Genomic DNA, 25,811 nt, shown 5'->3' with positions numbered 1-25,811 from the left:
ATCTCCCCCAAGTCAGGGGGATTGCATGCCTGCCCGGCGCTGCAAAGCGTTTTTCAGGCCTTGCGCCAGCGTCCGACGAAAAACCCGTCGAGTCCGCCCTCGTCCGCCAGCATCCCCGGATGGGTGCGCAGCCAGCCTTCGAGGGTGGGCGCGAGGCCTGCGGGCAATTCCTCTGCCGTGATCGGGGCGGGCGTCAGGCCGAGATTTGCATCGATCCACGCCGCCTGTTCCTCGCCCTCCTCGACCTCCAGCGAGCACACCGCATAGACCAGCACGCCGCCCGGATTGAGCCAGCCCGCTGCCTTTGCCGCCAATGCGCGTTGCAGTTCGACCATCTCGGCCACCTGCCCCTTGCCGATGCGGTGCAGCACGTCCGGGTGGCGGCGGCAGGTGCCGGTGGCGGTGCAGGGCGCATCGATCAGGATCGCGTCGAAGCGGTGCTTCGGCTCCCACGTCAGCGCATCGGCACGCACCGGCGAGGCCTTGAGGCCGGTGCGCTTCAAGTTGTCCTTCAGCAGGTCGAGCCGCCGTTTCGACAGGTCGAGCGCGGTGACCTTCCATCCGGCGGCGGCGAGTTGCATCGTCTTGCCGCCTGGTGCTGCGCACAGGTCGAGCGCGCTGCGCCCGTCCCCCTGCCCCAGCAGCCGGGCAGGCAGCGATGCGGCGAGATCCTGCACCCACCAGTCGCCCGCCTTGAAACCGGCAAGGCTCTCCACCGCCGTTCCCCGCGGGAGGCGGATATGGCCGGGGGCAAGGCTGATGCCGCCCATCGCCACAGCACGGGCCTGCGTTTCGCCCGCGTCCTTCAGCGCCAGATCAAGCTCGGGCGGGAAGGCAAGACCGGGCGCGATCACGGCGGCCTTGTCCGCGCCCCAGCGCACGATCACCCGCTCCGGCAGGGTCGGCGCACCGGGAAGGCTCGCGCCCTGCTTTGCCAGCGCCGAGAACACCCCGTGCGCAAGCCTGCGCGGACCGCCTGAAAGCAGCGGCAGGCCGGTGGCGATTACGGCATGGGGCGGCGTATCGAGCCTCAATGCCTGCGCCAGCATCAGCCTGAGCACCATGCGCGCCTTGGCGTCATCGGGGAGATTCTGCTGCGTCGCGCTGTCGATCAACCCGTCGAGGTCGGTCAGCCAGCGCAACGTCTCGCCCGCAATCGCGCGGGCCAGCGCGCGGTCCGGGGCCTTGCGGATATCGGCCAGCGCCGGCCCTTCCGCCTGTTCCAGCGTCTCGCCCCGGCGCAGCACCGCATCGAGCAGTCGGAGCGCGGCACGGCGCACGGGAAGTCCGGGGGGTAAGGCCATCGGGCGCCCCTAACCTTCCTTGAAACAAAGCGCCAGCATGGGCATTTGGTTCATATGACCAAGGAAAAGTCCGAAGCCGCAAAGAATTTCAAGAAGCCCGCGCACTGGACCAATGATCCGGTGCCCGCGCCGAAGAAGACCGATCCGCTGAAGGACGAGCCGCGCGACCTTTCCCCCACCCGCTATGGCGACTGGGAGAAGGACGGGATCGCCTGGGATTTCTGAATCCGGAATGAGGGTGCGCTGTCCTACAGGGTGCAGCCTGCGCTATGCGGAGGCATGGCAGGCACCCGATCGCACGGATTTTTCGCCAAAACAGCGCCTCGGCCAGAAAGAAGTCATTCTATAACAAAGGTTTGATGGGGAAAAGGCGGAATTCCAGGCCCGGTCCAGACCCCTGCCAGACCCCCTTTAGCCCCGTTTAGACCCCCGCTTGCCTCGCCTCAGAGCGGCTTGAACGACACTTTGAGCCCGTCCTTGGGCTGCGGGATCGGCCAGTCCTGCCATTCGGGGTTATAGCCCGGCGCCGCCTCGATCCGGTAACGCTGGAGCAGCTGGGCCATCAGGATCTTCACCTGCATGTAGGCAAAGTGCAGGCCGAGGCACATGTGCGCGCCCCCGCCGAAGGGCACCCAGGCATATTTGTGCCGCGCCTTCACCTTGTCGGGGGTGAAGCGCATCGGATCGAAGGTGAAGGGGTTGTCCCAGTATTCCTCCGAATGGTGGGTCCAGTAGATGTTGATCCCCACCATCGCGCCCGCCGGAATGCGGTAGCCGCCATATTCGAATTCGCGCAGCGCCCGGCGCGGCATCGAAGGCACCGGCGGCACCATCCGCAGCGATTCCTTGAACGCCATTTCGGTGAGATCGAGCTTCGCCAGATCGTCATAGTCGAGCGGGCGGGGATTGCCCTCGCCGTCCGGCCCGCCGGTGACCGCGAAAATCTCCTCGCGCAGTTTCTCCTGCCATTCGGGGTTGGTGGCGAGGTGGAAGATCAGCGAGGTGGCTGAAGAGGTGATGGTGTCATGCGCCGCCATCATCAGGAAGTTCATGTGATCGACCACCTCGTCGACCGGCAGCAGCGAGCCGTCCTCGCGGGTGGCGGTGGCGAACTGGCTGAACATGTCCTGCCCGCCGCCTTCCGCGCGCCGCCGCAGCGTCTCGCGCGTGAAGTATTCGACCAGGAAGGCGCGCCCGTCGACGCCCTTCTTCATCTTGGTGAAGGGCAACGGCTTGCGCACCGGCGCGACCGAGGCCTGCACCATGTCGACGAAGGCTTCGTTGATCTTGTCCGCCTCAGGCCCCCACGGCAGGCCGATGAAGCTGTCCGCCGCGAGATCGAGGGTGAGCTTCTTGATCGCGGGGTAGAACTCCTTCGGCCCCGCCCAGCTTGCCACTTCGCGGGCGATGCCGCGATTGAGCGCGCCGGAGTAGTGACGCATCGGCTCGGGCTTGAAGGCGATCGAGAGGGCGCGGCGATCAATCCGGTGATGCTCGAAATCCATCAGCATCAGACCCCGCGGGAACAGCTGGTCGAGCACCGGACCCCAGCCCTGTTCGCTGGAGAAGATCTTGTCCTTGTTGAACAGCAGCAGCTCGTTCGCCTCCGCGCCGATCAGCGCGACCTGCCAGCCGCCGAAAGCGCGGTTCTTGTAGACCTTGCCGTGGCGCGCGATCATCCGCTCGGCAAAGGCGTGCGGATCGGCCAGCATGGTGAAAGTGTTGCCGACCAGCGGCCAGCCCGCATCGCCGGGGATATGCGCCAGGTCCGCCTCGGTCAGACGCCGCTCGCTCCAGTGGCGGGGTGCATCGGCGGGGGCAGTGTCAACAGAACGCGGGGCTTCGGCAAGGGTAGCCATGAGGGTCTCGATGCTCCGTATCGGGTTCGGATTCGCAACTGACTTTGATGTAAACAGGTGCCTGCGTCAAATCCATCCCGAAAGCTCGCGCCGCAGCATGGTCTCGATCATCGCAAGGCCATCGCTCGAGGTGTTGAGGCAATCGAGCACGGCGAAATCCTCGCCGCCCGCTTCGCAGAATTCCTCGCGGCCCTCGATCGCCAACTCTTCCAGCGTCTCGACGCAGTCGGCCGAAAAGCCGGGCGCGGCGACGATCAGGCGCTTGGTGCCCTTCTCGCCTTCGGCAATCAGGGTGGTGTCGGTCGAGGGTTCGAGCCAGCGCGCCGGGCCGAAGCGCGACTGGAAGGTGGTCTCGAAACGAACCCCGGCAAATTCGGGCCGCTCCGCCAGCCTCTCGCGCAGCAGGCGCGCGGTCTTCATGCACTGGCAGTAATAGGGATCGCCCTTTTCCAGCGTGCGAAGCGGCATTCCGTGGAAGCTGAGCAGCATGACTTCGGGGCTGAAGGACAGCCCCTGCACCTGCCGCGTCAGGTCATCGGCCAGCGCAGCCAGATAGGCCGGATCATCATGATAGGGCGGCACGAAGCGCAGCGCCGGCTGCCAGCGCATGTCGCCCAGCACGCGCGCCACCTCGTCGAACACGGTCGCGGTGGTGGCGGCACAATATTGCGGATACATCGGCGCGATCAGGATGCGGTCGCAGCCCTGCTCCATCAACCCGGTCAGCCGCGCCTCGATCGAGGGCTTGCCGTAGCGCATGGCGTAATCGACCACGACCTTCTCGCCGAAGCGGCCGACCATCGCCTCGGCCTGGCGGGCGGTGATATCGGCGAGCGGCGAGCCGCGCTCGGTCCAGATCTTGGAATAGGCTTCCGAGCTTTTCTTGGGCCGGGTATTGAGAATGATCCCGCGCAGGATCGGCTGCCAGGCGATTGGCGGGATCTCGATCACACGGCGGTCGGACAGGAACTGCCTGAGGTAGCGCTTGACCGAATCCGGATCGGGGCCGTCGGGCGTGCCGAGGTTGACCAGCAGCACACCGATCATTCCGCTCGATACGGGGGGATGGCCCTCCGGAAGGCGCTGGGTCTGCCAGGTCATAGCCGTCCCAACGGTTCGCAGCGGTTTCGTTTCCGGACAGGAAGCGTCGCCCGGACGGAGAATTGCAGTTTTGTCCGGGTCATATGCCGTCCGAAAGTAGGGGCAGTCGCCTGAGGCGCAAGCCTGTAGCCGAAAACAGCGCATTGGCAATCGCCGGCGGCACTACCACGGCACCCAGCTCGCCCGGATCGGCGGGCGGCGCCTCGCTGGGCAGGAATTCGATCCGCATCTGCGGGCAATCGGCAAGGGTCGGCAAGCCAAGGCTGGCGTAGTCGAGGTTCTCGGGCATTCCGGCGCGCAGCTTGAACGGATTGCCCAGCGCCACGCCGAGGCCGAACACCAGTCCGCCTTCAATCTGCTGGCGGGCGATGTCGTGGTTGATGATCCGGCCGATGTCGACTGCGGCGGCAAGCTGGGTCACGCGCACCCCGCCCTCGCCCTGCCGCGCGGTGGCAACGCAGGCGATGCGCGCGGCATCCGGCCCATCGCCGATCCGCGCGATCGCCAGCCCCTGACCGCTCTGGTCAGCGCCGCCATCCCACCCCGCCAGCTGCGCGGCGCGCTGGAGGCAGGCCGCCAGCCGGACGTCGCTGCCCAGCATGGCAATGCGGAAGGACAGCGGCTCGCGCCCGTATTTCGCGGCAATCTCGTCGATGAAACATTCGATCGCGAAGGTCGTCGGCCCCCAGGCATTGCCGCGCACCCGGCCCACGGGAAGGCCGATATCGACCGGCACATGCTCGGCCACCACACCGGGCAGTTCATAGGGCGGCACCGCGCCCTCGCAGGCCAGCGGGTCGGCATCGCCCGTTGTCTCGCGCATTGCAGCCGTCGGCGTGAGATTGCCGAACAGGCGCTTGCCGAACTCGCGGGCGGCGGGCGGTGTGGCGATGCGCAGGCGGAGGCCATCGATCGCGCCTTCCTCGCTCTCGGACACCTGCGCGCCGAGCAGCATCCAGACCGGCGGGCGCGGTCGCGAGCGGATCAACTCGTCGCGGCGCGGCCATGTCAGTTGCACCGGACGGCCGAGTTCGCGCGCAATCAGCGCGATCTCGATGGCGTGGTCGTGTTCCAGCCGGGAATCGAAACTGCCGCCCGCGGGCATGGGATAAAGCGCTACGTCCTCGGTCGCGATGCCAAGCGCGCGCGCAGCGGCGATCCGGGCCTGTTCGGGCGCCTGGCAGGCGATCCACAAGTCCAGCCTGCCGTCGGCATAGCGCGCTGCGGCGCAGGCGGTCTCGACCGGTGCGGCGTGGTGCAGTTCGACCTCGTAGCGGCGCCCCATGTCGACCCGGGTCATTGCTTCGGCGCCAAGGCCGGTCTCGGCAATGGTGATGCCCTTCGCGCCGGTCAGGAAGGTATCGAGCCGCGCCGCAAGCTCGTTGCTGCTGACCGGCGCGGAAGTGGAAAAACGCGGCTTCATCGCCTCGAGCGCGGCTTCGGCGCTCCACCATGTCTCGGCCGCGACCGCCAGCCAGCGCTTGCTTTCGACGATGCCGGCAAGTCCGCGGATGCCGGCCGCCGCATCGCGATCGAAGCCGGTCAGCTGCGAATCCCCGGTCGGCCCGTGCCGGATCGACGCGAACACCATGCCGGGCAGACGCACATCCCCGGCGAAACGCCACGAACCGTCGACTTTGGACGGCAGATCGAGCCGCGGATAGACGGGCGCGACCTCGGCATCGGCCGGCAGCGGCGCCTCGCGCGGGGGCTCTGGCCTCAGCGGCGGCGGATCGGGCGGAGAATAGCGCGCCGCGGCCTCGGCCAGCTCGCCGAAGCTGGCGCGCTGCTCCCCGTGACGCACAAAGCCGCCTTCGACCTCGCATTCCTCCCATGTCACACCCCAGCGCGATGCTGCCTCCTGCGCCAGCATCGCCCGGGCAGCGGCAGCAGCCTCGCGGCAGGGCAGTTCGTAGGCGGCCAGCGACGTGCCGTCGGCGGTGGCGGTGAAGCGCTGTGCCCCGGCGAAGCGTTCGGCCATCAGCGCATCGGTGCGTTCCGAAAGACCTGCAAAACTCGGATCCCACAGGGCGATCCATTTCTTCGCCAGCGGAATGTTGCCATAGGCGCCCGATACAGGCGCCGGCTCGACCGCGATCTGCCGCCAGTCCGCCCCCAGTTCATAGGCGACGATCTGCGGAAGCAGCGTGGTGATGCCCTGTCCCATCTCCAGCTGCGGGACAGCAACCGAGACCACGCCATCGCGGGCGATCTTGAGCCACGCGCCGAACACGTGCTCGCCCTTGGCCGCCACAAGCGGCGTCGCGTAGCTGCGCGGCATCAGCCACCAGGCGATCAGCAAGCCCCCGCCCGCAGCCGCCCCGGCCAGAATCCCGCGCCGCGTGATCTGCATCGTCTCAGAGCCTGCCCGTGTCTAGCCAGCGCGCCAGCCGCTCGGCGATCGCAACGAAGGGCTGCGCCTCCTCGCCAGTGCCCGCCGCCGGCGGCTCGCCCTTGTCGCCCGCGATCCGCGTCGCCAGCGTCAGTGGCACCCGCCCGAGGAAGGGAATCTCCAGTGCAGCGGCGAATTTCTCGACCCCGCCCGAACCGAAAGGATCGCTGATGTGACCGCATTCGGGGCAGCAATAGCCCGCCATGTTCTCCACGAGGCCGATGATCGGCACCTCGCCCTGCTCGAACAATTGTCCCGCGCGCGCGGCATCGATCAGCGCGAGATCCTGCGGAGTCGACACCAGCACCGCGCCATCGGGCTTGTGGGCCGAAAGCATCGATAGCTGCACATCGCCCGTGCCCGGCGGCAGATCGACCAGCAGCAGATCGGTCTCGCCCCAGTCGGCATCGACCAGCTGGGTCAGCGCCTTGCCCGTCATCGGCCCGCGCCATGCCAGCGCCTTGCCGGGAGCGACGATGTGGCCCATCGACAGGACCTTGACGCCGTAGGGGCTGTCGATCGCAACCAGCTTGTCGCCCTCGGGCGTGGCGGTGGGCTTGATGCCTTCGGTCCTGAGCAGCTTGGGCTGCGAGGGGCCGTAGATGTCCCCGTCGATCACTCCGACACGGCGGCCCATCCTGGCCAGCGCGACCGCGAGATTGGTGGTCAGGGTGGACTTGCCGACCCCGCCCTTGCCCGATCCCACCGCGATCAGGCGGCGGCGGCGGCGTTCACCGGTCAGCGCGACGCGCACCTCGTCGATCTCCGCCAGCGGAGCCAATGCGGCCGTGATCGCCGATTCGAGTTCGTTGCGCGCAGCAGGCGGCAGGTCGCCGGCCTCGGCGACGATCACCGCACGGCGGGCGATGATCCGCGCAGAGCGCACGCGATGGTTGATTTCCGCCGTCAGCGCCGAGCGAATCAGCGCTTCTTCGGCATCCGGTTGGCGGGGGGTGTCGTATGGTTTGCTCATGACGCCTGCGCCTCTACCATCAATTTCCGTCAGCCAACCCCTGTTTTTCGCGCGAGGGCATACCTATAAGAGCCTCATGCAGAGATTGGACGGTTGGAGAGAACGTCTTGGCATGGCCGCACGCGGCCTGGCCATGGCTGGCGACAAAAGCCCCTGGGGCAACACCGGCAAGGGTGACGAGCCCGGCGATGACAGCCCCGGTGCGGATCGCGGTGCAGGCGGCGGGGACGGCCCGCGCAACCCGTGGCTGCCCGGCGGGGGTGAGCCAGGCAAGCGCCGCTCGGCCAGCATCGAGGACATCTTCAAGAATCGCGGCCCCGAAGGCCCGCGCCGCGCCGGTGGCGGCCCCGGCGGCCCGACCTTCCGCCTGCCCGAACGCCCCGGCGGCAAGAGCTGGATGCCGGTCATCCTCGGCGCGGTGGCGGCGATCTGGCTGGTGGTGACCAGCATCCACTTCGTCCAGCCGGGCGAACAGGCGGTGGTGACCTGGGTCGGGGGGAAATATTCCGACACGCTCGATTCGGGCACCAACTGGACTGCGCCCTGGCCGATCCAGATGGTCGAGAAGGAGAACGTGACCCAGATCCGTTCGGAAGAGATCCCCGGCACCAATACCGAAAAGCTGATCCTGACCGCCGACCAGAACCTGGTCGACCTCAGCTATCTGATCCGCTGGAACATCTCCGACCTCGCGCTCTACAAGTATCAGCTGTCGGACCCGCGCAACGCGCTGCTGGAAATCGGCGAGGCGGCCATGCGCGCCGCGGTGGCGCGCAAGAGCCTCGACACCGTGCTGACCGGCGAAGGCCGCGCGGATATCGAACAGGATGTGCGCCAGCGGATGCAGGCGCGGCTTGATGCCTATCGTTCGGGGATCACCGTGCAAGGGATCGAAATCAACAAGACCGACCCGCCGGGCCGCGTCGAAGAGGCGTTCAAGGACGTGTCCTCGGCCCAGCAGGATGCCGATGCCGCGATAAACCGTGCCCGCGCGGTCGCCCAGCAGCTGCTCGCCCGCGCGCAGGGTGATGCGAGCGAGTTCAACAACATCTACGCCGAATACCGCCTCGCTCCCGAAGTGACGCGCCGCCGGCTCTATTACGAGACCATGGAATCGATCCTGTCCAAGACCGACAAGACCATCGTCGAATCCGGCAATGTGCTGCCCTACCTGCCGCTGCCCGAACTCAAGCAGCGTTCGCAGGCTCAACCGCCGCGGCCGCAGGGAGAATGACGCGATGGACGCTCTGATGCAGAACTACAAGACGATCGGCGTGGCCCTGGCCGCGCTTGTGGTGGCAGTACTCGCCAGCGTGGTGATCGTGCCCGAAACCCACCAGGCCGTGGTGATCCGCACGGGTCAGCCGGTGCGCATCTTCAACATGTTCCGGCCTGACGAGCCTTACGGCCAGACCGGGGCGGGCATCCAGTTCCGCATCCCGATCGCCGAACAGGTGCAGATGGTCGACCGTCGCGTGCGCGATCTCGACATGCAGCGCACGCAGGTGCTCTCGAACGACCAGCAGCGTCTCCAGGTCGATGCCTATGCCCGCTATCGCATCATCGATCCGGTCAGGCTGGTCGAACGGGCCGGTAACGAGCGCCAGCTCGAAAGCCAGCTGCTGCCGATCCTCACCTCGGTGGTGCGGCAGGAACTCGGGCGGCGGCCCTTTTCCTCGCTGATTTCCGCAGAGCGCGGCACGGCGATGGCCAACATCACCCGCACGCTCGACCGGCAGGCGCGCGAATACGGGGCGCAGGTGCTCGACGTGCGGATCAAGGCAGCCGACCTGCCCGAAGGCCGCCCGCTCGACGCCGCCTTCACCCGGATGGAGACCGACCGTCAGGAAGAAGCCGCGACGATCCGCGCCGCGGGCAATCGCGACGCGCAGATCATCCAGGCCGAGGCCCAGGCCGAAGCCGCGCGCATCTATGCCGATGCCTATAACAAGGACCCGGAATTCTACGATTTCTACCGCGCGATGCAGTCCTATCGCCAGACTTTCCTGTCGGGCGAGGGGCAAAGCTCGATGGTGCTTTCGGAAGACAGCGAATATTTCCGCCAGTTCCGGGGCAAGAAGTAGGCCGTTCGACGGACGCCAAACGACGTCCGGCGAAGCGCCGCGCGCGTTCAATCGGCGTTCAGGCCCGGAAGGCTTTTTCTGGGCCCGCATTCGGCAAGGCCGCGCGATACGCCGTGAGGCCGCTGTGACAGAGTTGAAGGAACGCGGCAGGCTGCCTGCGCATTCCCTCACAGGATAAGGATCAAGAGGACGTGAACAAAGTGCGCTATGTATATGGTCTTTCGAGCGCGCTGCTGGTGGGCGGCGCGGCTGTTTCGCTGATCACCGGCCAGCCTCTGGGCGCGCAGGTGGCACAGAATGACGATGCGGTGATGGAGCGCGTGGTGCCGGTGGCAGGCGCGCCGGCGAGCTTTGCGGACCTTACGGCGCAGCTTCAGCCCGCAGTGGTCAATATCGCCACCCGCCAGCGGATCGAGGTCAACAACAATCCCTTCGCCGGAACGCCCTTTGCCGACCTGTTCAGCCGGCGCGGTGGCACCCAGCCGCAAACCCGCGAGGCGCAATCGCTGGGTTCGGGCTTCATCATCTCGGCCGACGGCTATGTGGTGACCAACAACCACGTCGTCTCGCCCGATGCCCGGGCAAAGCTTGAATCGATCACCGTCACCCTGCCCGACGGCACCGAATACGAGGCCGAACTGGTCGGCGCGGATGCGCAATCCGACCTTGCCGTGCTGAAGATCAAGTCCGGCAAGGCCTTCCCCTTCGTTACCTTCGGGGATTCGAGCACTGCGCGTCCGGGCGACTGGGTGGTGGCGATCGGCAATCCCTTCGGCCTCAACGGGACGGTGACCAGCGGGATCATCTCGGCGGTCTACCGCAACACCGGGCAGGGCGGCGCCTATGACCGCTATATCCAGACCGATGCCAGCATCAACCGCGGCAATTCGGGCGGCCCGCTGTTCGACATGCGCGGCAATGTGATCGGCATCAACAACGCGATCTTCTCGCCCTCGGGCGGGAGCGTCGGCATCGGCTTTGCCATTCCGTCGGAAATCGCCGCGCCGATCGTCGAGCAGCTCAAGGCCGGGCGCGAGATCGAGCGGGGCTATCTCGGCGTCGGCCTTGCCCCGATCAACGAGGATTTCGCCGCCTCGCTCGGCCTTGAAAAGCGCCGCGGCGAATTCGTGCAGACCGTGCAGGACGACAGTCCGGCGGCCAAGGCCGGCCTCAAGCCCGGCGACATCATCACCAAGGTCAATGGCAAGGACGTGACCGCCGACCAGACGGTATCCTTCCTCGTCGCCAATCTCGAACCCGGCGCGCAGGTGCCGGTCGAACTGCTGCGTGACGGCAAGCGGCTGGCGGTCAACGTCACGCTCGGCAAGCGTCCGAGCGAGGCCGAGCTGCGCCAGCAAACCCAGACCTTCGATCCTGACGCGGAAGAACCCATGGCTCCGGGCAGCTCGGACGGCACGATCGAGGAGAAGCTCGGCCTGCAGGTGCTCGGCATGACCCCGCAGATCGCTCGCTCGCTCGGCGTTCCGCCCGAGACAAAGGGCGTGGTAATCGGCGCGGTCGATCCCAATTCGGACGCGGCGCGCAAGGGCCTGCGCCGCGGCGACATCATCCTGTCGGCCAATTATCAGGACGTCGCCTCGGTCGAGGATCTGCTGGCGCAGGTCAACGCGGCGACCGGCGAGGGACGCGAGGCAATGCTGCTGCGCGTCCAGCGACGCACCCAGGCGCCGGCCTTCATTCCGGTACGCCTGCGCTGAGCACGATTTCCGTGACGCAAAGAGGGCGCCGGGAGCTTATCCCGGCGCCCTTTTTCCTTGCTGTTCGGGCTATTCGTCGGGCTGTGCCTGAGGCGGTGGGGGCGGCGGCGGGGCCTGCTGGCGGCGCGGATCGCGCTGCCCTTGGGGTAACGCGCCGCCGGTCGCCTGTTCGAGAAAATCCTGGCTCGCCGCAGGGGGCGCATCGCGGGGGCGTTCGCCCTCGACGCCGAACAGGCTGGGTGCCGGCTCGCGCCGTCCCGGTTCCACCAGATTGCCCTGCTCGTCGATGAAATAGTAATCCTCCGGCTCGCCGAACATCGCCTCCTCGTCGGGTTCCAGCTGCCATTCGGGCAATTCGACGGTCGTCTCGAATTCCTCGACCGGGCGATCCTTGACGGCATAGCGCATGAAGGCGGCAAAGGCCTGCGCCGGCGCGCGCCCGCCCTGCAGGCCGGGAACCGCCTTCGCATCGTCGCGCCCCATCCATACGCCGGTGGTAACGCCCGAGGAAAACCCGATGAACCAGCCGTCCTTGTTCGACGAGGTCGTGCCGGTCTTGCCGGCGACCGGGCGTCCGATCTGCGCCGCGCGGCCCGTCCCGGTCTGCACCGCAGCCTGCATCAGGTCGGTCATCCCGGCAACGACATAATCGGGCACCAGCGCCCGGTCGCGCGCCGCCTGGTGCTGATACAGCACGTCCCCGCCCACAGTGGTGACCTTGGCGATACCATAGGGTTCCACCCCGATTCCCTTGGCCGAGATCGCGGCAAAGGCGCGGGTCATCTCGATCAGCCGCACCTCGGAAGAGCCGAGCACCATCGAGGGGAAGGTCGAAATCTGCGAGGTGATCCCGAAACGCTTGGCCATCGAGGCGACGGTGCCGAAGCCGACCTCGTTGCCCAATTGTGCCGCGACGGTGTTGATCGAAAAGGCAAAGGCGGTGCGCACATCGGTCTCGCCGATATTCTTGCCGTTCGAATTGCGCGGGCTCCACCCGTCGATCGTCACCGGCGTGTCGACCACCATGTCTTCGGGCGTATAGCCCGCTTCGAGCGCGGCGAGATAGACGAACAGCTTCCACGAGGAACCCGGCTGGCGCATCGCGGTGGTCGCACGGTTGAAATTGCTCGCGACATAATCCGTGCCGCCGACCAGCGCGAGGATCGCTCCGTCGCGGTCGAGACTGACCAGCGCACCTTGCGCCCCGTCCGGCGTATTGGCCTCGATCGCGGCAGTGGCGGCGCGCTGCATCCCGATGTCGAGCGTTGTCCAGACCTCGATCGGCTCGAAGGTCTCGGGCAGGATGATGTCGAGCTGTGGCAGCACCCAGTCGGTGAAGTAGCGCACCGAGTTCTGCCCGGCCTGCTCCTTCAGTTGCACCTCTGAGACGTCGACCATCGCCTGATCGGGGGTGATGTAGCCCTGCTCGCGCATCAGCCGCAACACCACCTTGGCACGGTCGACCGCAGCCTGGACATCGGCGGTGGGGGAATAGCGGCTCGGCGCCTTGACCAGCCCGGCGATGATCGCCGCCTCGCCAACGCTGAGATCGGTTGCGGGGTGGCTGAAGAACTTGCGGGACGCGGAATCGATACCGTAGGCGCCGCCGCCGAAATAGACCTTGTTGAGATAGAGCTCGAGGATCTCCTCCTTGGAGAACTTCCATTCGATCGCCATCGCCAGCACCGCCTCGCGGGCCTTGCGGTCGAAGGTGCGGTTATTGTTGAGGAACAGGTTGCGGGCAAGCTGCTGGGTGATGGTGGAGGTCCCGCCCAGCCGCGCGCGCGAACCGGTGATCCCCTCGACAAGCGCGCCGGTGAGGCGGATCGGATCGACCCCGAAATGGGAATTGAAGCGCTTGTCCTCGACCGCGACCATCGCATTCTTCATGTTATCGGGGATCTGGTCGTAATCGAGCCACTCGCCGAAACTCGGACCCAGTTCGACAATCTCGCGCCCGTCGCGCGCGCGCACGACAATGGTCTGGCCGGGCTGGTTCGCCTTGAGCGTGGAATAGCTGGGGATGGTGCGCGCCGCCATGGCGACTGCGATGCCGAGCACGACCAGCCCCATCACCGCGAGGCCCGCACCCCACAAGGCGCCGCGCTTCAGCCACACCCCGAGGCGCGAGGGCGGCTTGCGGCCGCTGCCGCCCGACGCGGCTTTTGACACAGGCCTTTCGGCCCGCTCCGCCGCCGCCCGGCGCGATCCGCGAGCGCCCTTCTTCTGCAACCGGTCACCCCTTCTGGACATGGCGTGATGTTCTATCCGTTGGTACCCGTCACCTGCGGGCGCACCCTGCCCTGTGCATAGGCAAGTTCTAACCGCGGGTGAACCGTGCGGGCGCGCTCGTCCCCCGCGGCGATGCCGGTATCAGCCCTCGGCAGGAGTGAAGACCAGCGCGGCCGAATTGATGCAGTAGCGCAATCCCCCCTGCTCGGGCGGGCCGTCGGGAAAGACATGGCCCAGATGCCCGCCGCACTTGCCGCAGCGCACCTCGGTGCGGATCATGCCATAGGAGGTGTCCCGGTGCTCCTCGATCACCTCATCGTCGGCCGGACGGGTGAAGGCTGGCCAGCCGCAGCCCGAATTGTACTTGGCGGTCGAATAGAACAGCTGCGTGCCGCATGCGGCGCAATGATATTCGCCCTCGTCGTAGAACTTGTCGTATTCGCCAGTGAAGGCGCGTTCGGTGCCCGCCTCGCGCAGGATGTGATACTGCATCGGGGTGAGCCTTGCGCGCCATTCGGCGTCGGTGATGGTGCGGGGGTCGGGATTGTCCATGAGCTCTCCTCTCAGAAGGGCACTATATCGGTTCATCGCCGATGAACCGCAAGCGCGACCGCGCGCCTGCAGCGATAGGACCGTCAGGCCTCGTGATCGAGGACGCTAACCGTCGAGCAGCGCATAATGCGCGGGCGGCTGGATCACGTCCATGCGCTCGGTCAGCAACGGACGGAAGCTCGGGCGGCTCTTGAACACCGCATACCAGCCACGCGACTGTTCGTGTCCCGACCAGTCGATTCCGCCGAGATAGTCCGCGACCGAAATCTGCGCCGCCGCCGCGAGATCGGCGAGGCTCATCGTCGATCCCGCGACCCAGGGGCGGTTGTCGATCAGCCAGTCGAGATAATCGAGATGGCCGTGGGCCAGCTTCATCGCATTGCGCAACGCGCCGCTGTCGGGCGGCTGGCGCAGGATGCGCTTGCGCATGCGTTCGGACAGCAGCGGGGCGGTCACGTCAGCGTAGAAGTTCTCGTCGAACAGCGCCACCAGCCGGCGGATCTCGGCGCGCTGGGAGGCGGTGCCGTTGATCATCGGATTACGATCGACGGTTTCCTCGAAATATTCGGCGATCGCGCGGCTGTCGGGGATGGCGAGGTTTTTCTCGCGGTGGACGATCACCGGCGTCCGGCCTGCCGGATTGAGGTTGAAGAACATGTCGGAAGCCGCCCAGGGCTCTTCGCGCACCAGATCGAACGGGATGTTCTTTTCGCTCAGCAGCAGCCGGATCTTGCGGCTGAAGGGGCAGAGCGGGAATTGATAGAGGAACCACATACGGCCTCAGGCTCTGCCGCAATTCGCGTGGCAAATCCAGCGGTGCATGGCGCGCGCGGGGGATATATCCAGCGCTATAGCCCGGCGGCGGATTTCATCATCAGGCAGGCCGGCATGATCGCGGGGATATCCCCCGGACTGGCATTCAGCTGTTCTGTCTGCAATGCGACAAGATCAAGCACGCCGCGCCGGTCGAGCCCGCGCCGATCCATGAGCTGCGCCATGGTGCGAACGAAGAATTCGCGGCCGCCATTCTCCGCCAGACCCGGCCAGGCTTGCCCGCGCGGATCGCTGTCCTTTTGCCAGTCGCTGATGAAAGCAAAGGCGACCGAGCAGCGCAGCGCGGCGGATTCCTCGACGGTCAGATCCTCGATCCGGGTCGGCGGAGGCGTGGCGGGCCCTGCGGGCGTGGCAGCTTCGGGCACGGCCTGAAGCAAGAGCGCGGCGGGGAGAAGCATGGTCGTCAGCATGACTTGTCCTATGCCCTGCAAGATGAACCCGTGGCTACCGGAATCCGCATTGCCGCTCGCCCAATTCCGGCCTAACCCGCAAGGCGTCCTTTGAGAGGAGACTTCAAGCAATGTTCAGTCACATCATGGTCGGCACCAATGATTTCGACCGCGCCAAGGCATTCTACGACACCGTGCTCGCCACGCTGGGTGCGGGGCCGGGAATGATCAATGTCGCAGCCACCGGCCACAAGCGCGCTTTCTGGATGCACAATGGCGGCATGTTCTCGATCAGCGAGCCGATCAACGATCAGCCCGCGACGGCATCGAACGGCTCGACCGTCGGCTTTGCGTGCGACAGCCTCGAGCAGGTTCAGGCCTTCCACGATGCGGCCGTTGCCGCTGGGGGCAAGTCGATCGAAGACCCGCCGGGTCCGCGCACCGGCTCGATGGGCACGTTGAACCTGGGCTATGTGCTGGACCTTGACGGCCACAAGCTGTGCATGCTGCACCGCGCGGGCTGATCTTACCGACTTAACTCGAACACCGCGAATTCGGCGCGCCAGTTAGCCCCTGTCGCGCCGATTTCCGTTTCATTGGCGAAAAACCACGCACGCTCGATCGCCGCGCCCTTCATCTTCGCGAGGTCGCGGAAATCCTCCACCGTCACGTGGTGGATGTTCTGCGTCTCGTACCAGCTCACCGGCAAGGCGCGGGTGACCGGCATCCGCCCGCCGAACATCAGCGCGGCACGGGTGCGCCAGTGAGCGAAATTGGGGAAACTGACGAATGCCCGCCGCCCTACCCGCAGCAACTCGTCGAGTATCCGGTCAGGCCGGGCAGCGGTCTGCAGCGTCTGGCTCAGGATTGCGTAATCGAACGCCTTGTCGGGGTAGTCCGCAAGGTCGAGATTGGCATCGCCCTGCACCACGCTGAGGCCGCGCGCGACGCAGCGTTCGACCAGTTGCCCGTCCAGCTCCATCCCGCGCGCATCACAGCCGCTTGCAGCTTCCAGCTCGGCCATCAGCGCACCGTCGCCGCAGCCGATGTCGAGCACCCGGCTGCCGGGCGCGACATGGGCGGCGATGGCGGCAAGATCGGGCCGCAAACTCACTCGACAAACCCCTTCACTACCCGGTCAAGCTGGTCATGTTCCAGCAGGAAGCTGTCATGGCCGTGCGGCGCGGAAAGTTCGACGAAACTGACCTTGGCACCGGCAGCGTTGAGCGCGTGGACAACGTGGCGGCTTTCGCTGGTGGGATAAAGCCAGTCGGTGTCGAAGCTGACGATGCAGAAGCGCGCCTGCGTTCCGGCAAAGGCATCCGCCAGCTTGCCGCCCCCCGGAACTTCGGAAAATTCTTCGGCAATGTCGAAGTAATCCATCGCGCGGGTGATGTAGAGGTAGGAGTTGGCATCAAAGCGGCGGGTGAAGCCAGAACCCTGATAGCGCAGGTAGCTTTCGACCTGGAACTCGGCATCAAAGCCGAAGCCCTTGGACTCGCGGTCCTGCAAACGGCGCCCGAACTTTTCGGTCAGCCCCGCTTCGGACAGGTAGGTGATATGTGCCGCCATCCGCGCCACGGCGAGACCATTATCGGGCTTCGCATCGGCAGCGTAGTATTCGCCCTCGGCCCAGGCCGGATCGGCCATGATCGCCTGGCGCCCGACTTCGTGGAAAGCGATATTCTGCGCCGAATGGCGCGCGGTGGAGGCGATTACCAGCACCCGCGCGGCGCGCTCCGGCCAGTTGGCGGCAAGGCTCAGCGCCTGCATCCCGCCCATCGACCCGCCGACGACCGCGTGCAGCCGGTCGATCCCGAGCCCGTCGAGCAGCGCCACCAGCCCGCGCACCATGTCGCGGATGGTGATGACGGGAAAACGCATCGCGTAGGGCTGGCCGTCCGGCGCGAGGCTGGCCGGGCCGGTCGAGCCCATGCACGAGCCGATGACATTTGCGCAGATGACGAAATGCCGGTCGGTATCGATCGGCTTGCCCGGGCCGACCATCCGCTCCCACCACCCCGGCTTGCCGGTGATCGGGTGCGGGCTGGCAAGATACTGATCGCCGGTCAGCGCATGGCACACCAGCACGGCGTTGCCCTTGTCCGGCGCCAGCGTGCCATAGGTTTCATAGGCAATCTGCGCAGCCTCCAGCGCCTGTCCGCTGTCGAGCGGCAGGGGATGGGGGATGCGGTAGACCGGAGAGGCGGGGGCGGCGTTCATTCGCGCTGCGAATTGGGGTAGCCCCCCGCTCATGTCAATCACCGCCCGCTCTGCTTGCGTTTTCGCGCTGTATTCGCCGCGCCAAACTGGCTATCGCGCCAATCCCATGTCCAAGCCTGAACCCAAGCCCTGGATCCTCGGCATCCACGCCTACCAGCCCGGCAAGTCCAAGTCGGCGAGCGGCAAGCCGCTGGTGAAGCTGTCCGCCAACGAGAACCCGCTCGGCACTTCGCCAGCGGCGCTTGAGGCTCTCGCGCAAGCACGGGGGGAGGCGGCGACCTATCCCGATCCGGATTCGCGGGCCCTGCGTGAGGCGATTGCGAGCCTGCACGGGCTCGATCCGGCGCGGGTGGTGTGCGGCACGGGCTCGGACGAACTGCTCAACCTCGCCGCGCAGGGCTTTGCCGGGCCGGGGGACGAGGTGCTGTTCAGCCGCTTCTCCTTTGCCGTCTACGACATCGCCGCAAGGCGCTGCGGCGCGACCCCGGTGGAAGCCCCCGACCGGGACTTCGGCACCGATGTCGACGCGCTGCTCGGCGCGGTGACCGAACGCACCCGCGTCGTCTTCCTCGCCAATCCCAACAATCCGACCGGAACCTTCCTGCCCCCGTCCGAAGTCGCGCGGCTGCATGCGGGCCTGCCGTCCGACGTGCTGTTGGTGGTGGACGAGGCTTACGGCGAATATGTCGATCCTGCCTTGCAGAGCGCCGCCTTTGCGCTCGCAGCGGCGCATGACAACGTGCTGGTCACGCGCACCTTCTCCAAGATCTATGGTCTCGCTGCCGAGCGGATCGGCTGGGCGACCGGTGCGCCGAGCCTGATCGATGTTCTCAACCGCATTCGCGGGCCGTTCAACGTAACCATCAGCGGGCAGAGAGCCGCGCTTGCGGCACTCGGCGATCAGGACTTCGTGCGCGCCAGCCGAATCCACAACGCCGCCGAACGCGCGCGGCTGGCCGAAGCGGTGGCGGCGCTGGGCAATCACGGCCTGTCCTTCAGCCCGAGCGAGGCCAACTTCCTGCTTGTCCATTTCGAGGGCGAGGTAACAGCGGCCCAGGCGCTCGAGGCGCTCGGCGAGGCCGGCTATGCCGTGCGCCATCTGCCGGGGCAGGGTCTACCCCGTTCGCTGCGCATCACCATCGGCAAAACCGACGACATGGCCCGCGTCATCGCTGCCCTGCGAACCCTGTGCGGGGAAGCCGCATGACCATTGCCCGCGTGGCCATCATCGGCCTCGGCCTTCTGGGCGGCTCGATCGGCCTGGCAGTGAAGGCGCGCGCGCCCCACATCGCCACCACCGGCTGGGACCGCGACGTCTCCGTGCGCGAACGGGCGTCTGCCAGAGGCCTGGTCGGGACGGTCTGCGATACACCCGAGGGCGCCGTGGCCGATGCCGATCTCGTTATCCTGTGCGTCCCCGTCGGGGCGATGGGCGATGCCGCGCGGGCGATTGCGCCGGGCCTCGCGCCGGATGCGATCATCAGCGATGTCGGCTCGTCCAAAGCCGCCGTGGCCGATGCCCTGGCAGCTGCCCTCCCCGGTGCCTGCATCATCCCAGCGCACCCGGTCGCGGGGACCGAGCAGAGCGGGCCGGAGGCGGGCTTTGCCACACTGTTCGCCGGGCGCTGGTGCATACTCACCCCGCCCGAGGGCGCCGACCCGGCGGCGGTCGCGGCGCTATCGGACTTCTGGACGCAGCTGGGCTCCAAGGTCGAGCTGATGGACGCTGCCCACCACGATCTGGTGCTTGCCGTCACCAGCCACATTCCGCACCTCATTGCCTACACCATCGTCGGCACCGCGAGCGATCTGGAGGATGTGACCCAGAGCGAGGTGATCAAGTATTCCGCCGGGGGCTTCCGCGACTTCACCCGCATCGCCGCCTCCGATCCCGTCATGTGGCGCGACGTGTTCCTCACCAACAAGGGCGCCGTGCTGGAGATGCTGGGCCGTTTCACCGAGGATCTCACCGCGCTGCAACGCGCGATCCGTTCGGGCGACGGCGACACCCTGTTCGACCTGTTCACCCGCACCCGCGCCATCCGCCGCGCGGTGATCGAGCAAGGGCAGGATGACGAGCGTCCCGATTTCGGGCGCGAACACGGGCAATAGTCCGCCAGCCGGTGTTTCACGTGAAACCCGCGCGCTGACGGGGATCTGACGGGGGTCTGGCGGGGGTCGAACAGTGGCTGACGGGGGTCTGGCCCGGACTTTACACGGGCAAACCCGATGGAAGCATCAGCCGGCCGCATTCAGCGCGTTGATCGCCTCATGCACCCGTGTTTCTATCTCCTCGCGGGCCAGGCCCGCCGGGATCACCTCGCCGACCTTGTAGGTGATCCGCCCCGGACGCTTCACCACATGGTGATAGGCCCGCCCGCTGTCGACCGCGACCGGCACCACCGGCAGGCGCAGCAGCTTGTAGAGCCCGGCGAACCCCGCCTGGAGCGGTGGGCGGGTGCCGTGCGCCACGCGGGTGCCTTCGGGAAAGATGACCAGCGGACGACCCTGCCCGACCCGCTCCTTCGCGGTCGCCAGCATCTGCCGCAGGGTCTTGGCCCCTTCCTCGCGCGCCACCGGGATCAGGCCATAGACCAGCGCGGAGAATCCCCAACCCGGAATACGGAAGAGCTCCTGCTTGGCGAATACCGCCGGAAAGGCGAACAGGCGCGGCATGTCGATCGCCTCGAAGAAACTTTCATGCTTGATCGCCACCAGCACCGGACTGTCAGGAAGCGCCCCTTCGAGCACAACCTCGATGCCCAGCAGGTGCTCGACACACCACAGATGCCAGCGCCCCCACAGCGCGACCACCGGTCGCAGCCAGCGCCGCTGTGTCAGCACCGCCACCACCGAAGCGGCAACCAGCAGGGCCGAGCCGCCATAGAACAGCACGTAGAAGACAAGCGAACGAAGCGCGGCGATGAGCCAGCTCAAAGGTCCGCCAGTCCCGCCGCCCGGCTCGCGAGCAGCTTGTGATATTCGAGGAACAGCGTTCCGAGGTCAGGCTGCGAGGACACGGCATCGCGGATGACCGTGACATGTTCGGGCAATGTCCGGTCAAGCTCGCCGGCCGCGCGGCGCATATGCCAATCGGTCGTCACCAGCCGCAAGGAACGCACCTCGTTCTGTGCAACCCACTTGGCAGTCTCGGCGGCATTGGAGCGGGTGTCAACCGCGGCAAATCCGAGGGTGACGCAGCATTCCATGGCTTGCGGAGCAACATCGAACTCGGCGGCGAATTCGGCCGGTTTCACTTCGGGATCGACCCCGCTGACCAGCATCTTGCCCGCCAGCCCCTGATCGAGCACCTCAAGTCCGCGCGCGATACGCCCGGCTCCCCCGGTCGGCACGATCACCGCATCGGTCCTGATCGTATCGGCCGCCGGCTGCGGCAGCGCGACCACGAACCACAGGAAGCCGATCGCCCAGACCAGGAACAGTACGGAAAGGATGCGGCGGATCATGGCGCGCGCCTAAAGCATGTCGCGCAGGGCAAGCGCAATGGTCATGCGTGCGGTTCCCAGTGCCAGCAGCACGCCCGCCACAGGCACAAGGGCGATCGCAAGCCAGTCGGCAAGGCGCAGCACACCGGCGCCCACCATGCCTGAATCCAGCGCCGCGAACTGCTGCCCCAGCAGCCATGCCGCGCCCAGCCCCAGCATCGTGCCAAGCAGCGCGCCAAAGGCCGCCTCGCGCAGCACGGTGCGCAGAAAGATGCCGGTGATCTGGTTGTCCGTCCCGCCGAGCAGGTGAATAATCTCCACCGTATCGCGCGCGCTGGCAAAGGCATTGCGCGACGAGAGCCATACGGCTGCAGCCGTCGCCAGCGCGACCAGCGCGATCAGTCCCAGGGCCAGCCATTGCAGAGCAGCGAGCGCCCGATAGACCGGGCGCAGCCAGTCCCCCTGGGCATCGACGCGCGCCTCGGGAACAACATCCGCAAGCGCGGTCGCGATTGCCGCGACCTCACCGGACGATGCGCGCCGCACCAGTTCCACATCGATCAGCGCGGGAATCGGCACATCGCCGCTCGTGGCCGCCGCACCGAGCCAGGGTTCGAGCAGTTCGGCAAGTTCGTCCTGCGGAACCAGCCGGACCGAGCGTACCAGCTCCATGCCCTCAAGGGCCGCTACAGCCGCCTCGGCACGCTGGCCGCGCAAGTCGGGATTGGGCTCGATCACCTGAACCGTCACCGCTGCCGCCAGATCGGAACGGGCCGCATCGGCGAGATTGCGCAATGCCAGGCCGCCGGCGGCTGCCATCACCACCAGCGCGATCAGAATCGCTATCACCCACGGCATCGGCCCGGCGATGCGCGGCTGCGGCAGCAGCGCGGCTGCACGCGCGTGTGCGGTAATGGTGGCGGCCGCTTCCTCCGGCGCCTCGGGGAGTGGCGGCACGCTCATTGCTTGCTGCCCGGAACAGATGACGGCGCAGGCCGCGGCGGATAGCGCAAGGCTCCGGTGGGATCGGACAGCTGGCCCCTGTTCAGCCGCATGATCAGCGAATCCGGCACCTTCTTGAGCAGATGGACATCATGCGTCGCGACCACCACGGTCGTCCCCACCCGGTTGTTGAGCGCCTCGAACAGGCGCAGCAGCTTCAATGCCATATCGGGATCGACATTGCCTGTCGGCTCGTCGGCGATCAGCATCCGGGGCCGCGCGATCACCGCACGGGCAATGGCGACGCGTTGCTGCTCGCCGCCCGACATGGTCGCAGGGATGGCCTGCGCACGGTGGCCGAGCCCGACCCATTCGAGCATGTCGGACACCGCTTTGGTCACCCGCTGCTCGTCCGCGCCCGCCAGCCGCAGCGGCAGGGCGACATTGTCGAAGGCCGTGAGATGCGGCACCAGCCGGAAGTTCTGGAACACCACGCCCAGCCGGCGGCGCAATTCGGGCAGCTTCTCGCGGGGCATGGTCATGAGGTCCTGCCCGAACATCCGGATCGCCCCGCGCGAAGGCCGCTGGGCGAGGTAGAGCAGCTTCAACAGGCTGGTCTTGCCAGCCCCGCTCGCTCCGGTGAGAAAATAGAAGCTGCCCGGATAGAGCGTGAAGCTGAGATTGCTCAGCACCTCGGGATCGGTGCCATAACGCAGCCCGACATTGTCGAATTTCACGATCTCGGTGCTGCGGTCGATCATGCCGCGCACCTATCAGCGGCCGCGCGCGAGGGGAAGCCGGACATGATCGAGATGGCGATATCGGGCCGGCAATGTGGAAAAATGCGCCGAATTGCACCCGTTCTCCTTGCTTGCTCTTGTGCGGACGGGCCTGCTGACTATTGCGTTAACGACAATGATCATCGCTTGTCCCGCCTGCGGTACCCGCTATGCCGTGCCGGATTCTGCCATCGGCAGCGAAGGCCGCACGGTGCGCTGTGCCAAATGCAAGCACAGCTGGTTCCAGGAACCGCCCGAACTCGAACTCGACAGGCCGATCGAAACGCCCGCCCCCGCTGCCCCGGCAAGCGCTTCTCCGTCTAGCCCGGCGCCCCCGCCGCCTCCCGCGCCCGAGCCCCGGGCGGAACCTGCGCCTGCCGCGGCAGAGCCTCCCGCTGCGGCGGAGGACACGAGGGAGGAGCCTGCACCGCCCGAGCCGGCAGCCGATGCCGCCCCTTCGATCAGCCACTGGCGCACTGAGGGCCAATCCGCCGCGCCGGAGGCGATCGATCAGACCTTGGCCGTGCGGGCCTTGCGGCGGGGCATGGCCCAGCGTGAGGGGCAAGGCGGGCAGGACGAGCCGCCGGTGATGGCTGCGACGGTTCCGACCCAGGCAGCCTCCGAACCCGTGTCCACCGAGCCGGATCCGCCTTTCGCCGATGAAGACGGCGACGATGATGACGGGGTTTCCCAGTTCGATTACCGCGCGCCCTTCACACGGCGCCGCAATACCTTGCGCATGTGGACCCTCGCTGCAGCGATTTTCGCGGTGCTGGCGGCGGGAACCGTGGCTGCGGTCAATTACTACGGCCTGCCCGAATGGGTTCCCTTCAACCGCCCGACGTTCGGAATCGGCAAACCGGGACTGGAACTCGACTTCCCGAAGGAAGAACAGCGCAGCGAAACGCTGGAGAACGGCGAAAAGATCTTCCGCGTGCGCGGTACGATCAGCAATACAGCGCGCGAAAAGCTGGCCGTACCCAATCTGCTGGTGGTGTTCAGTGACGGGCGCGAGCGCAAGGTGGGTGACTGGGTCGTCGTCCCTGCCAAGCGCGAACTTGCGCCCGGCGAAAGCGTGAACGTGACCGAGGCGATTGCCAATATTCCCCCGGGTGCTGCCGTTGCCGACCTTGGCTGGGCGCCGGGCTGAGCTGTCCTGCGGGCGCGCTCACGGACTTTTTGCGCTCGGCCCGAAGCAACATCGTCAAAGAGCTTGCGCAGGGCAAAACCCCTTGCTAGTGGCCCGCTCCTACCGCGGGGCCGGCATCGCGCCGCCCCGGCAAAACCCGAGTGCGGTCGTGGCGGAACTGGTAGACGCGCAACGTTGAGGTCGTTGTGGCCGAAAGGCCGTGGAAGTTCGAGTCTTCTCGACCGCACCACTCTCGCAAAATGGCGGAAAACCGGCATTCTCTGGCACCCCATAGAGGACGCCTGCGAACTCTGGACCGGAATTCCTCAGCAATGGGCTTCCAGGTCGGCCACAGTCGACCACCTGCCGATCGCCTGAAAGCGGATGGGTTCGCCAGCTGACTTTCATGAACGGATCTGCGCGGTTTATGTCGTTCGCCGCTACCAACGGGAATACCCGATTTCGCCGAACGCGGCGGTTGATGCAGCAGCACAGAAAGCGCTGGTGAAGCCTTCACGTGTCACAAGACAGGCTAAGCAGCAACGGCCAGCCTCGGCGAGAGACTGGCCGCGCCACTTGTTCTGCGGGTATGATTGGGGGGGAGAACCCGGTCAGAACGCGAGTTGGAAGCGCACCACGCCCAGATTTCCTTCGGCATCGGGCGTGATCAGGCTGTCGGTGGTTTTGGTGCGGGCATAGTTAGCCATCACCCGGATGTTGCGGTCGAGATACCAGGTCGCGCCAAGCGTGAGGATGGACGCGCGGCCGCGGTCGAGTGTCGCATCGTCGATGTCGGCCTCGCTGTAGCGTGCGGCCAGTTCGACGGCACCGTTCTTGTCCAGCCGCGGACCGGACGGCATGCCGGCCGAGCGCGAATAGCGATGGGTCTCGCCGGTAACCATCCAGCTCGTCTGGGCATACCAGCCCGAATAGTCGAGGCTGGCGAGGCCGGCGCGGTCGATCTGCACCGCGACATATTGCGCCTGCACCTGAACGGGCCCGCGCGCATAGGCGAATTCACCATTATAGGCGGTGAGATCGGTGGCACCGGTAAGCGCGCCGGTCCGCGCCAGACGCGGCGCGAGGCTGGAGGCTGAAATGACGGTGAAGCGGGGCGGTTCAAGCGCATCGAACGAACGGCTCTCGTAGGCCGCGCCGAAATGCAGATAGGTCTTGCGCTTCACGATCGGCGCAACCGTGCCGCGCACCGAGAAACCATCACCGCGGACGCGAGACTGGCCGACCTCGTCGTCCAGTGCATCGGTGAAGTATCCGCCTGCGAGAGTGAAGTTGTCGTTGGCATAGCGCACGCTGCCGCCGAGCCCGAACGCAGGCGCAAAGGTGTTCACCAGCGATCGTTCGACAAGTGCCATGTTGTTCGAACTCTGCATGTCTTCCATGCTGAAGGGCACGACCTGGTTGCCGCCACGGATCTCGAGATCCTTGACCGGCTTGATACCGACCCAAAGGTTCCGCCATCCGTCTGCCTGGGCGAATTCGCGGTCTGCACGCACTTGCACCACATCCCCGATCCGGGCCGAGAATTCCAGCCGCGCGCGGCGCACGTCGGCTGCACTGCCGTCGTCGATGCCATGATCGAAGACGCTGGCATCGAGATGCAAGCGTCCGCCGAGATTGAATTTAATATCGCCGAGCTCAGCGGTCAGTCCGTCCTCGTCGGCTTCGAAGCCGTCCCTCGCAAGGGCCAAAGTCGGTGTCGAAAATGCGATGGCCGCGCCCGAAAGGGCAAGGACAAGACGCAAGGAAGAATATCTGGTCACGTGTGGGCTCCTGTTGCTGCATCCCGGTGCGTCATGGTCCGCCGTGGCGAAGACAAGCGCAGGTTGAGCGGCT

General features: G+C 66.5%; 24 protein-coding genes and 1 tRNA gene. 9 read left to right on the top strand and 16 right to left on the bottom strand.

Annotation, left to right across the window (positions count from 1 at the left end; all coding sequences use genetic code 11):
• Positions 1 to 53 precede the first annotated feature (53 nt).
• Complete coding sequence (locus I603_RS10990; protein WP_068865028.1) at positions 54 to 1,304, bottom strand: RsmB/NOP family class I SAM-dependent RNA methyltransferase; 1,251 nt, start codon at positions 1,302 to 1,304, stop codon at positions 54 to 56.
• 54 nt (positions 1,305 to 1,358) lie between these two features.
• Between I603_RS10990 and I603_RS10985 the strand changes: the two genes are divergently transcribed.
• Positions 1,359 to 1,529 (top strand): DUF1674 domain-containing protein, encoded by a 171-nt coding sequence (locus tag I603_RS10985; RefSeq protein WP_068865026.1) that lies wholly within the window; start codon positions 1,359 to 1,361, stop codon positions 1,527 to 1,529.
• 218 nt (positions 1,530 to 1,747) lie between these two features.
• On the opposite strand, the gene I603_RS10980 is transcribed toward I603_RS10985, so the two are convergent.
• The 4 genes from I603_RS10980 to I603_RS10965 form a co-directional block, all read right to left on the bottom strand.
• Positions 1,748 to 3,163: a cytochrome P450 gene (locus tag I603_RS10980; protein ID WP_068865024.1), complete on the bottom strand. Its 1,416-nt coding sequence runs from the start codon at positions 3,161 to 3,163 to the stop codon at positions 1,748 to 1,750.
• A gap of 66 nt (positions 3,164 to 3,229) precedes the next feature.
• Positions 3,230 to 4,264: a ferrochelatase gene (hemH, locus tag I603_RS10975; protein ID WP_068865022.1), complete on the bottom strand. Its 1,035-nt coding sequence runs from the start codon at positions 4,262 to 4,264 to the stop codon at positions 3,230 to 3,232.
• A 79-nt stretch (positions 4,265 to 4,343) separates the two neighbouring features.
• A complete protein-coding gene (locus tag I603_RS10970) occupies positions 4,344 to 6,617 on the bottom strand; it encodes a xanthine dehydrogenase family protein molybdopterin-binding subunit (RefSeq protein ID WP_068865020.1) in 2,274 nt (757 codons plus the stop codon).
• A gap of 4 nt (positions 6,618 to 6,621) precedes the next feature.
• Complete coding sequence (locus I603_RS10965) at positions 6,622 to 7,629, bottom strand: Mrp/NBP35 family ATP-binding protein (protein ID WP_068865017.1); 1,008 nt, start codon at positions 7,627 to 7,629, stop codon at positions 6,622 to 6,624.
• A 133-nt stretch (positions 7,630 to 7,762) separates the two neighbouring features.
• Between I603_RS10965 and hflK the strand changes: the two genes are divergently transcribed.
• The 3 genes from hflK (at position 7,763) to I603_RS10950 (ending at position 11,431) form a co-directional block, all read left to right on the top strand.
• Positions 7,763 to 8,863: a protease modulator HflK gene (hflK, locus tag I603_RS10960; RefSeq protein ID WP_068865449.1), complete on the top strand. Its 1,101-nt coding sequence runs from the start codon at positions 7,763 to 7,765 to the stop codon at positions 8,861 to 8,863.
• A gap of 4 nt (positions 8,864 to 8,867) precedes the next feature.
• Complete coding sequence (gene hflC / locus I603_RS10955; protein ID WP_068865016.1) at positions 8,868 to 9,713, top strand: protease modulator HflC; 846 nt, start codon at positions 8,868 to 8,870, stop codon at positions 9,711 to 9,713.
• A 191-nt stretch (positions 9,714 to 9,904) separates the two neighbouring features.
• On the top strand, positions 9,905 to 11,431 hold the full coding sequence (locus I603_RS10950; protein ID WP_084440064.1) for a Do family serine endopeptidase: 1,527 nt from the start codon (positions 9,905 to 9,907) through the stop codon (positions 11,429 to 11,431).
• A gap of 69 nt (positions 11,432 to 11,500) precedes the next feature.
• Here the strand turns inward: I603_RS10950 and I603_RS10945 are convergent, their stop codons facing one another.
• The 4 genes from I603_RS10945 to I603_RS10930 form a co-directional block, all read right to left on the bottom strand.
• Positions 11,501 to 13,684, bottom strand: coding sequence for a transglycosylase domain-containing protein (locus tag I603_RS10945; RefSeq protein ID WP_068865014.1), 2,184 nt, complete (start codon positions 13,682 to 13,684; stop codon positions 11,501 to 11,503).
• Between the two features lie 120 nt (positions 13,685 to 13,804).
• Positions 13,805 to 14,215 carry a peptide-methionine (R)-S-oxide reductase MsrB gene (msrB, locus tag I603_RS10940; RefSeq protein WP_068865012.1) on the bottom strand — a complete coding sequence of 137 codons (411 nt, stop codon included), beginning with the start codon at positions 14,213 to 14,215 and terminating at the stop codon, positions 13,805 to 13,807.
• 105 nt (positions 14,216 to 14,320) lie between these two features.
• On the bottom strand, positions 14,321 to 14,989 hold the full coding sequence (locus I603_RS10935; RefSeq protein ID WP_068865011.1) for a glutathione S-transferase family protein: 669 nt from the start codon (positions 14,987 to 14,989) through the stop codon (positions 14,321 to 14,323).
• Between the two features lie 74 nt (positions 14,990 to 15,063).
• On the bottom strand, positions 15,064 to 15,459 hold the full coding sequence (locus I603_RS10930) for a hypothetical protein (protein ID WP_068865009.1): 396 nt from the start codon (positions 15,457 to 15,459) through the stop codon (positions 15,064 to 15,066).
• 110 nt (positions 15,460 to 15,569) lie between these two features.
• Here I603_RS10930 and I603_RS10925 point away from each other — a divergent pair, with 110 nt between their 5' ends.
• On the top strand, positions 15,570 to 15,962 hold the full coding sequence (locus I603_RS10925) for a VOC family protein (protein ID WP_068865007.1): 393 nt from the start codon (positions 15,570 to 15,572) through the stop codon (positions 15,960 to 15,962).
• Positions 15,963 to 15,964: 2 nt separating this feature from the next.
• Here I603_RS10925 and metW read toward each other — a convergent pair whose 3' ends face one another.
• A complete protein-coding gene (gene metW, locus I603_RS10920; protein ID WP_068865004.1) occupies positions 15,965 to 16,552 on the bottom strand; it encodes a methionine biosynthesis protein MetW in 588 nt (195 codons plus the stop codon).
• Positions 16,549 to 17,661, bottom strand: a complete 1,113-nt coding sequence (metX, locus tag I603_RS10915) for a homoserine O-acetyltransferase MetX (protein ID WP_068865002.1) — start codon at positions 17,659 to 17,661, stop codon at positions 16,549 to 16,551. The genes metW and metX overlap by 4 nt, the downstream gene beginning before the upstream one ends.
• Positions 17,662 to 17,767: 106 nt before the next feature.
• On the opposite strand from metX, the gene hisC reads away from it, so the two are divergent.
• Both hisC and I603_RS10905 read left to right on the top strand, forming a co-directional pair.
• Positions 17,768 to 18,868, top strand: coding sequence for a histidinol-phosphate transaminase (hisC, locus tag I603_RS10910; RefSeq protein WP_068865445.1), 1,101 nt, complete (start codon positions 17,768 to 17,770; stop codon positions 18,866 to 18,868).
• Entirely contained in the window at positions 18,865 to 19,773 is a 909-nt protein-coding gene (locus tag I603_RS10905; RefSeq protein WP_068865000.1) for a prephenate/arogenate dehydrogenase family protein, read from the top strand. The genes hisC and I603_RS10905 overlap by 4 nt, the downstream gene beginning before the upstream one ends.
• Before the next feature lie 126 nt (positions 19,774 to 19,899).
• Here I603_RS10905 and I603_RS10900 read toward each other — a convergent pair whose 3' ends face one another.
• Genes I603_RS10900 through ftsE form a run of 4 tightly spaced genes read right to left on the bottom strand, consistent with a single transcriptional unit; the run spans position 19,900 to position 22,810 of the window.
• Positions 19,900 to 20,598, bottom strand: a complete 699-nt coding sequence (locus I603_RS10900) for a lysophospholipid acyltransferase family protein (protein WP_068864998.1) — start codon at positions 20,596 to 20,598, stop codon at positions 19,900 to 19,902.
• Positions 20,595 to 21,128: a YdcF family protein gene (locus I603_RS10895; RefSeq protein ID WP_068864995.1), complete on the bottom strand. Its 534-nt coding sequence runs from the start codon at positions 21,126 to 21,128 to the stop codon at positions 20,595 to 20,597. The genes I603_RS10900 and I603_RS10895 overlap by 4 nt, the downstream gene beginning before the upstream one ends.
• A 9-nt stretch (positions 21,129 to 21,137) precedes the next feature.
• The gene (locus I603_RS10890) at positions 21,138 to 22,070 is read right to left on the bottom strand and encodes a cell division protein FtsX (RefSeq protein ID WP_198157248.1); all 933 of its coding nucleotides are present in this window, start codon (positions 22,068 to 22,070) and stop codon (positions 21,138 to 21,140) included.
• Positions 22,067 to 22,810 carry a cell division ATP-binding protein FtsE gene (gene ftsE / locus I603_RS10885; protein ID WP_068864994.1) on the bottom strand — a complete coding sequence of 248 codons (744 nt, stop codon included), beginning with the start codon at positions 22,808 to 22,810 and terminating at the stop codon, positions 22,067 to 22,069. Before ftsE ends, I603_RS10890 begins: the two co-directional genes overlap by 4 nt.
• Before the next feature lie 154 nt (positions 22,811 to 22,964).
• Here ftsE and I603_RS10880 point away from each other — a divergent pair, with 154 nt between their 5' ends.
• Positions 22,965 to 23,978, top strand: coding sequence for a zinc-ribbon domain-containing protein (locus I603_RS10880; protein ID WP_068864992.1), 1,014 nt, complete (start codon positions 22,965 to 22,967; stop codon positions 23,976 to 23,978).
• A 142-nt stretch (positions 23,979 to 24,120) separates the two neighbouring features.
• Positions 24,121 to 24,207, top strand: a tRNA-Leu gene (locus I603_RS10875).
• A 361-nt stretch (positions 24,208 to 24,568) separates the two neighbouring features.
• Here I603_RS10875 and I603_RS10870 read toward each other — a convergent pair.
• On the bottom strand, positions 24,569 to 25,738 hold the full coding sequence (locus tag I603_RS10870; protein WP_158093648.1) for an OprO/OprP family phosphate-selective porin: 1,170 nt from the start codon (positions 25,736 to 25,738) through the stop codon (positions 24,569 to 24,571).
• Between the last annotated feature and the right edge of the window lie 73 nt (positions 25,739 to 25,811).

The sequence above is a fragment of the Erythrobacter dokdonensis DSW-74 genome, from assembly GCF_001677335.1.
Lineage (GTDB): Bacteria > Pseudomonadota > Alphaproteobacteria > Sphingomonadales > Sphingomonadaceae > Erythrobacter > Erythrobacter dokdonensis.
This window is presented reverse-complemented; position numbering and strand designations above follow the sequence as displayed.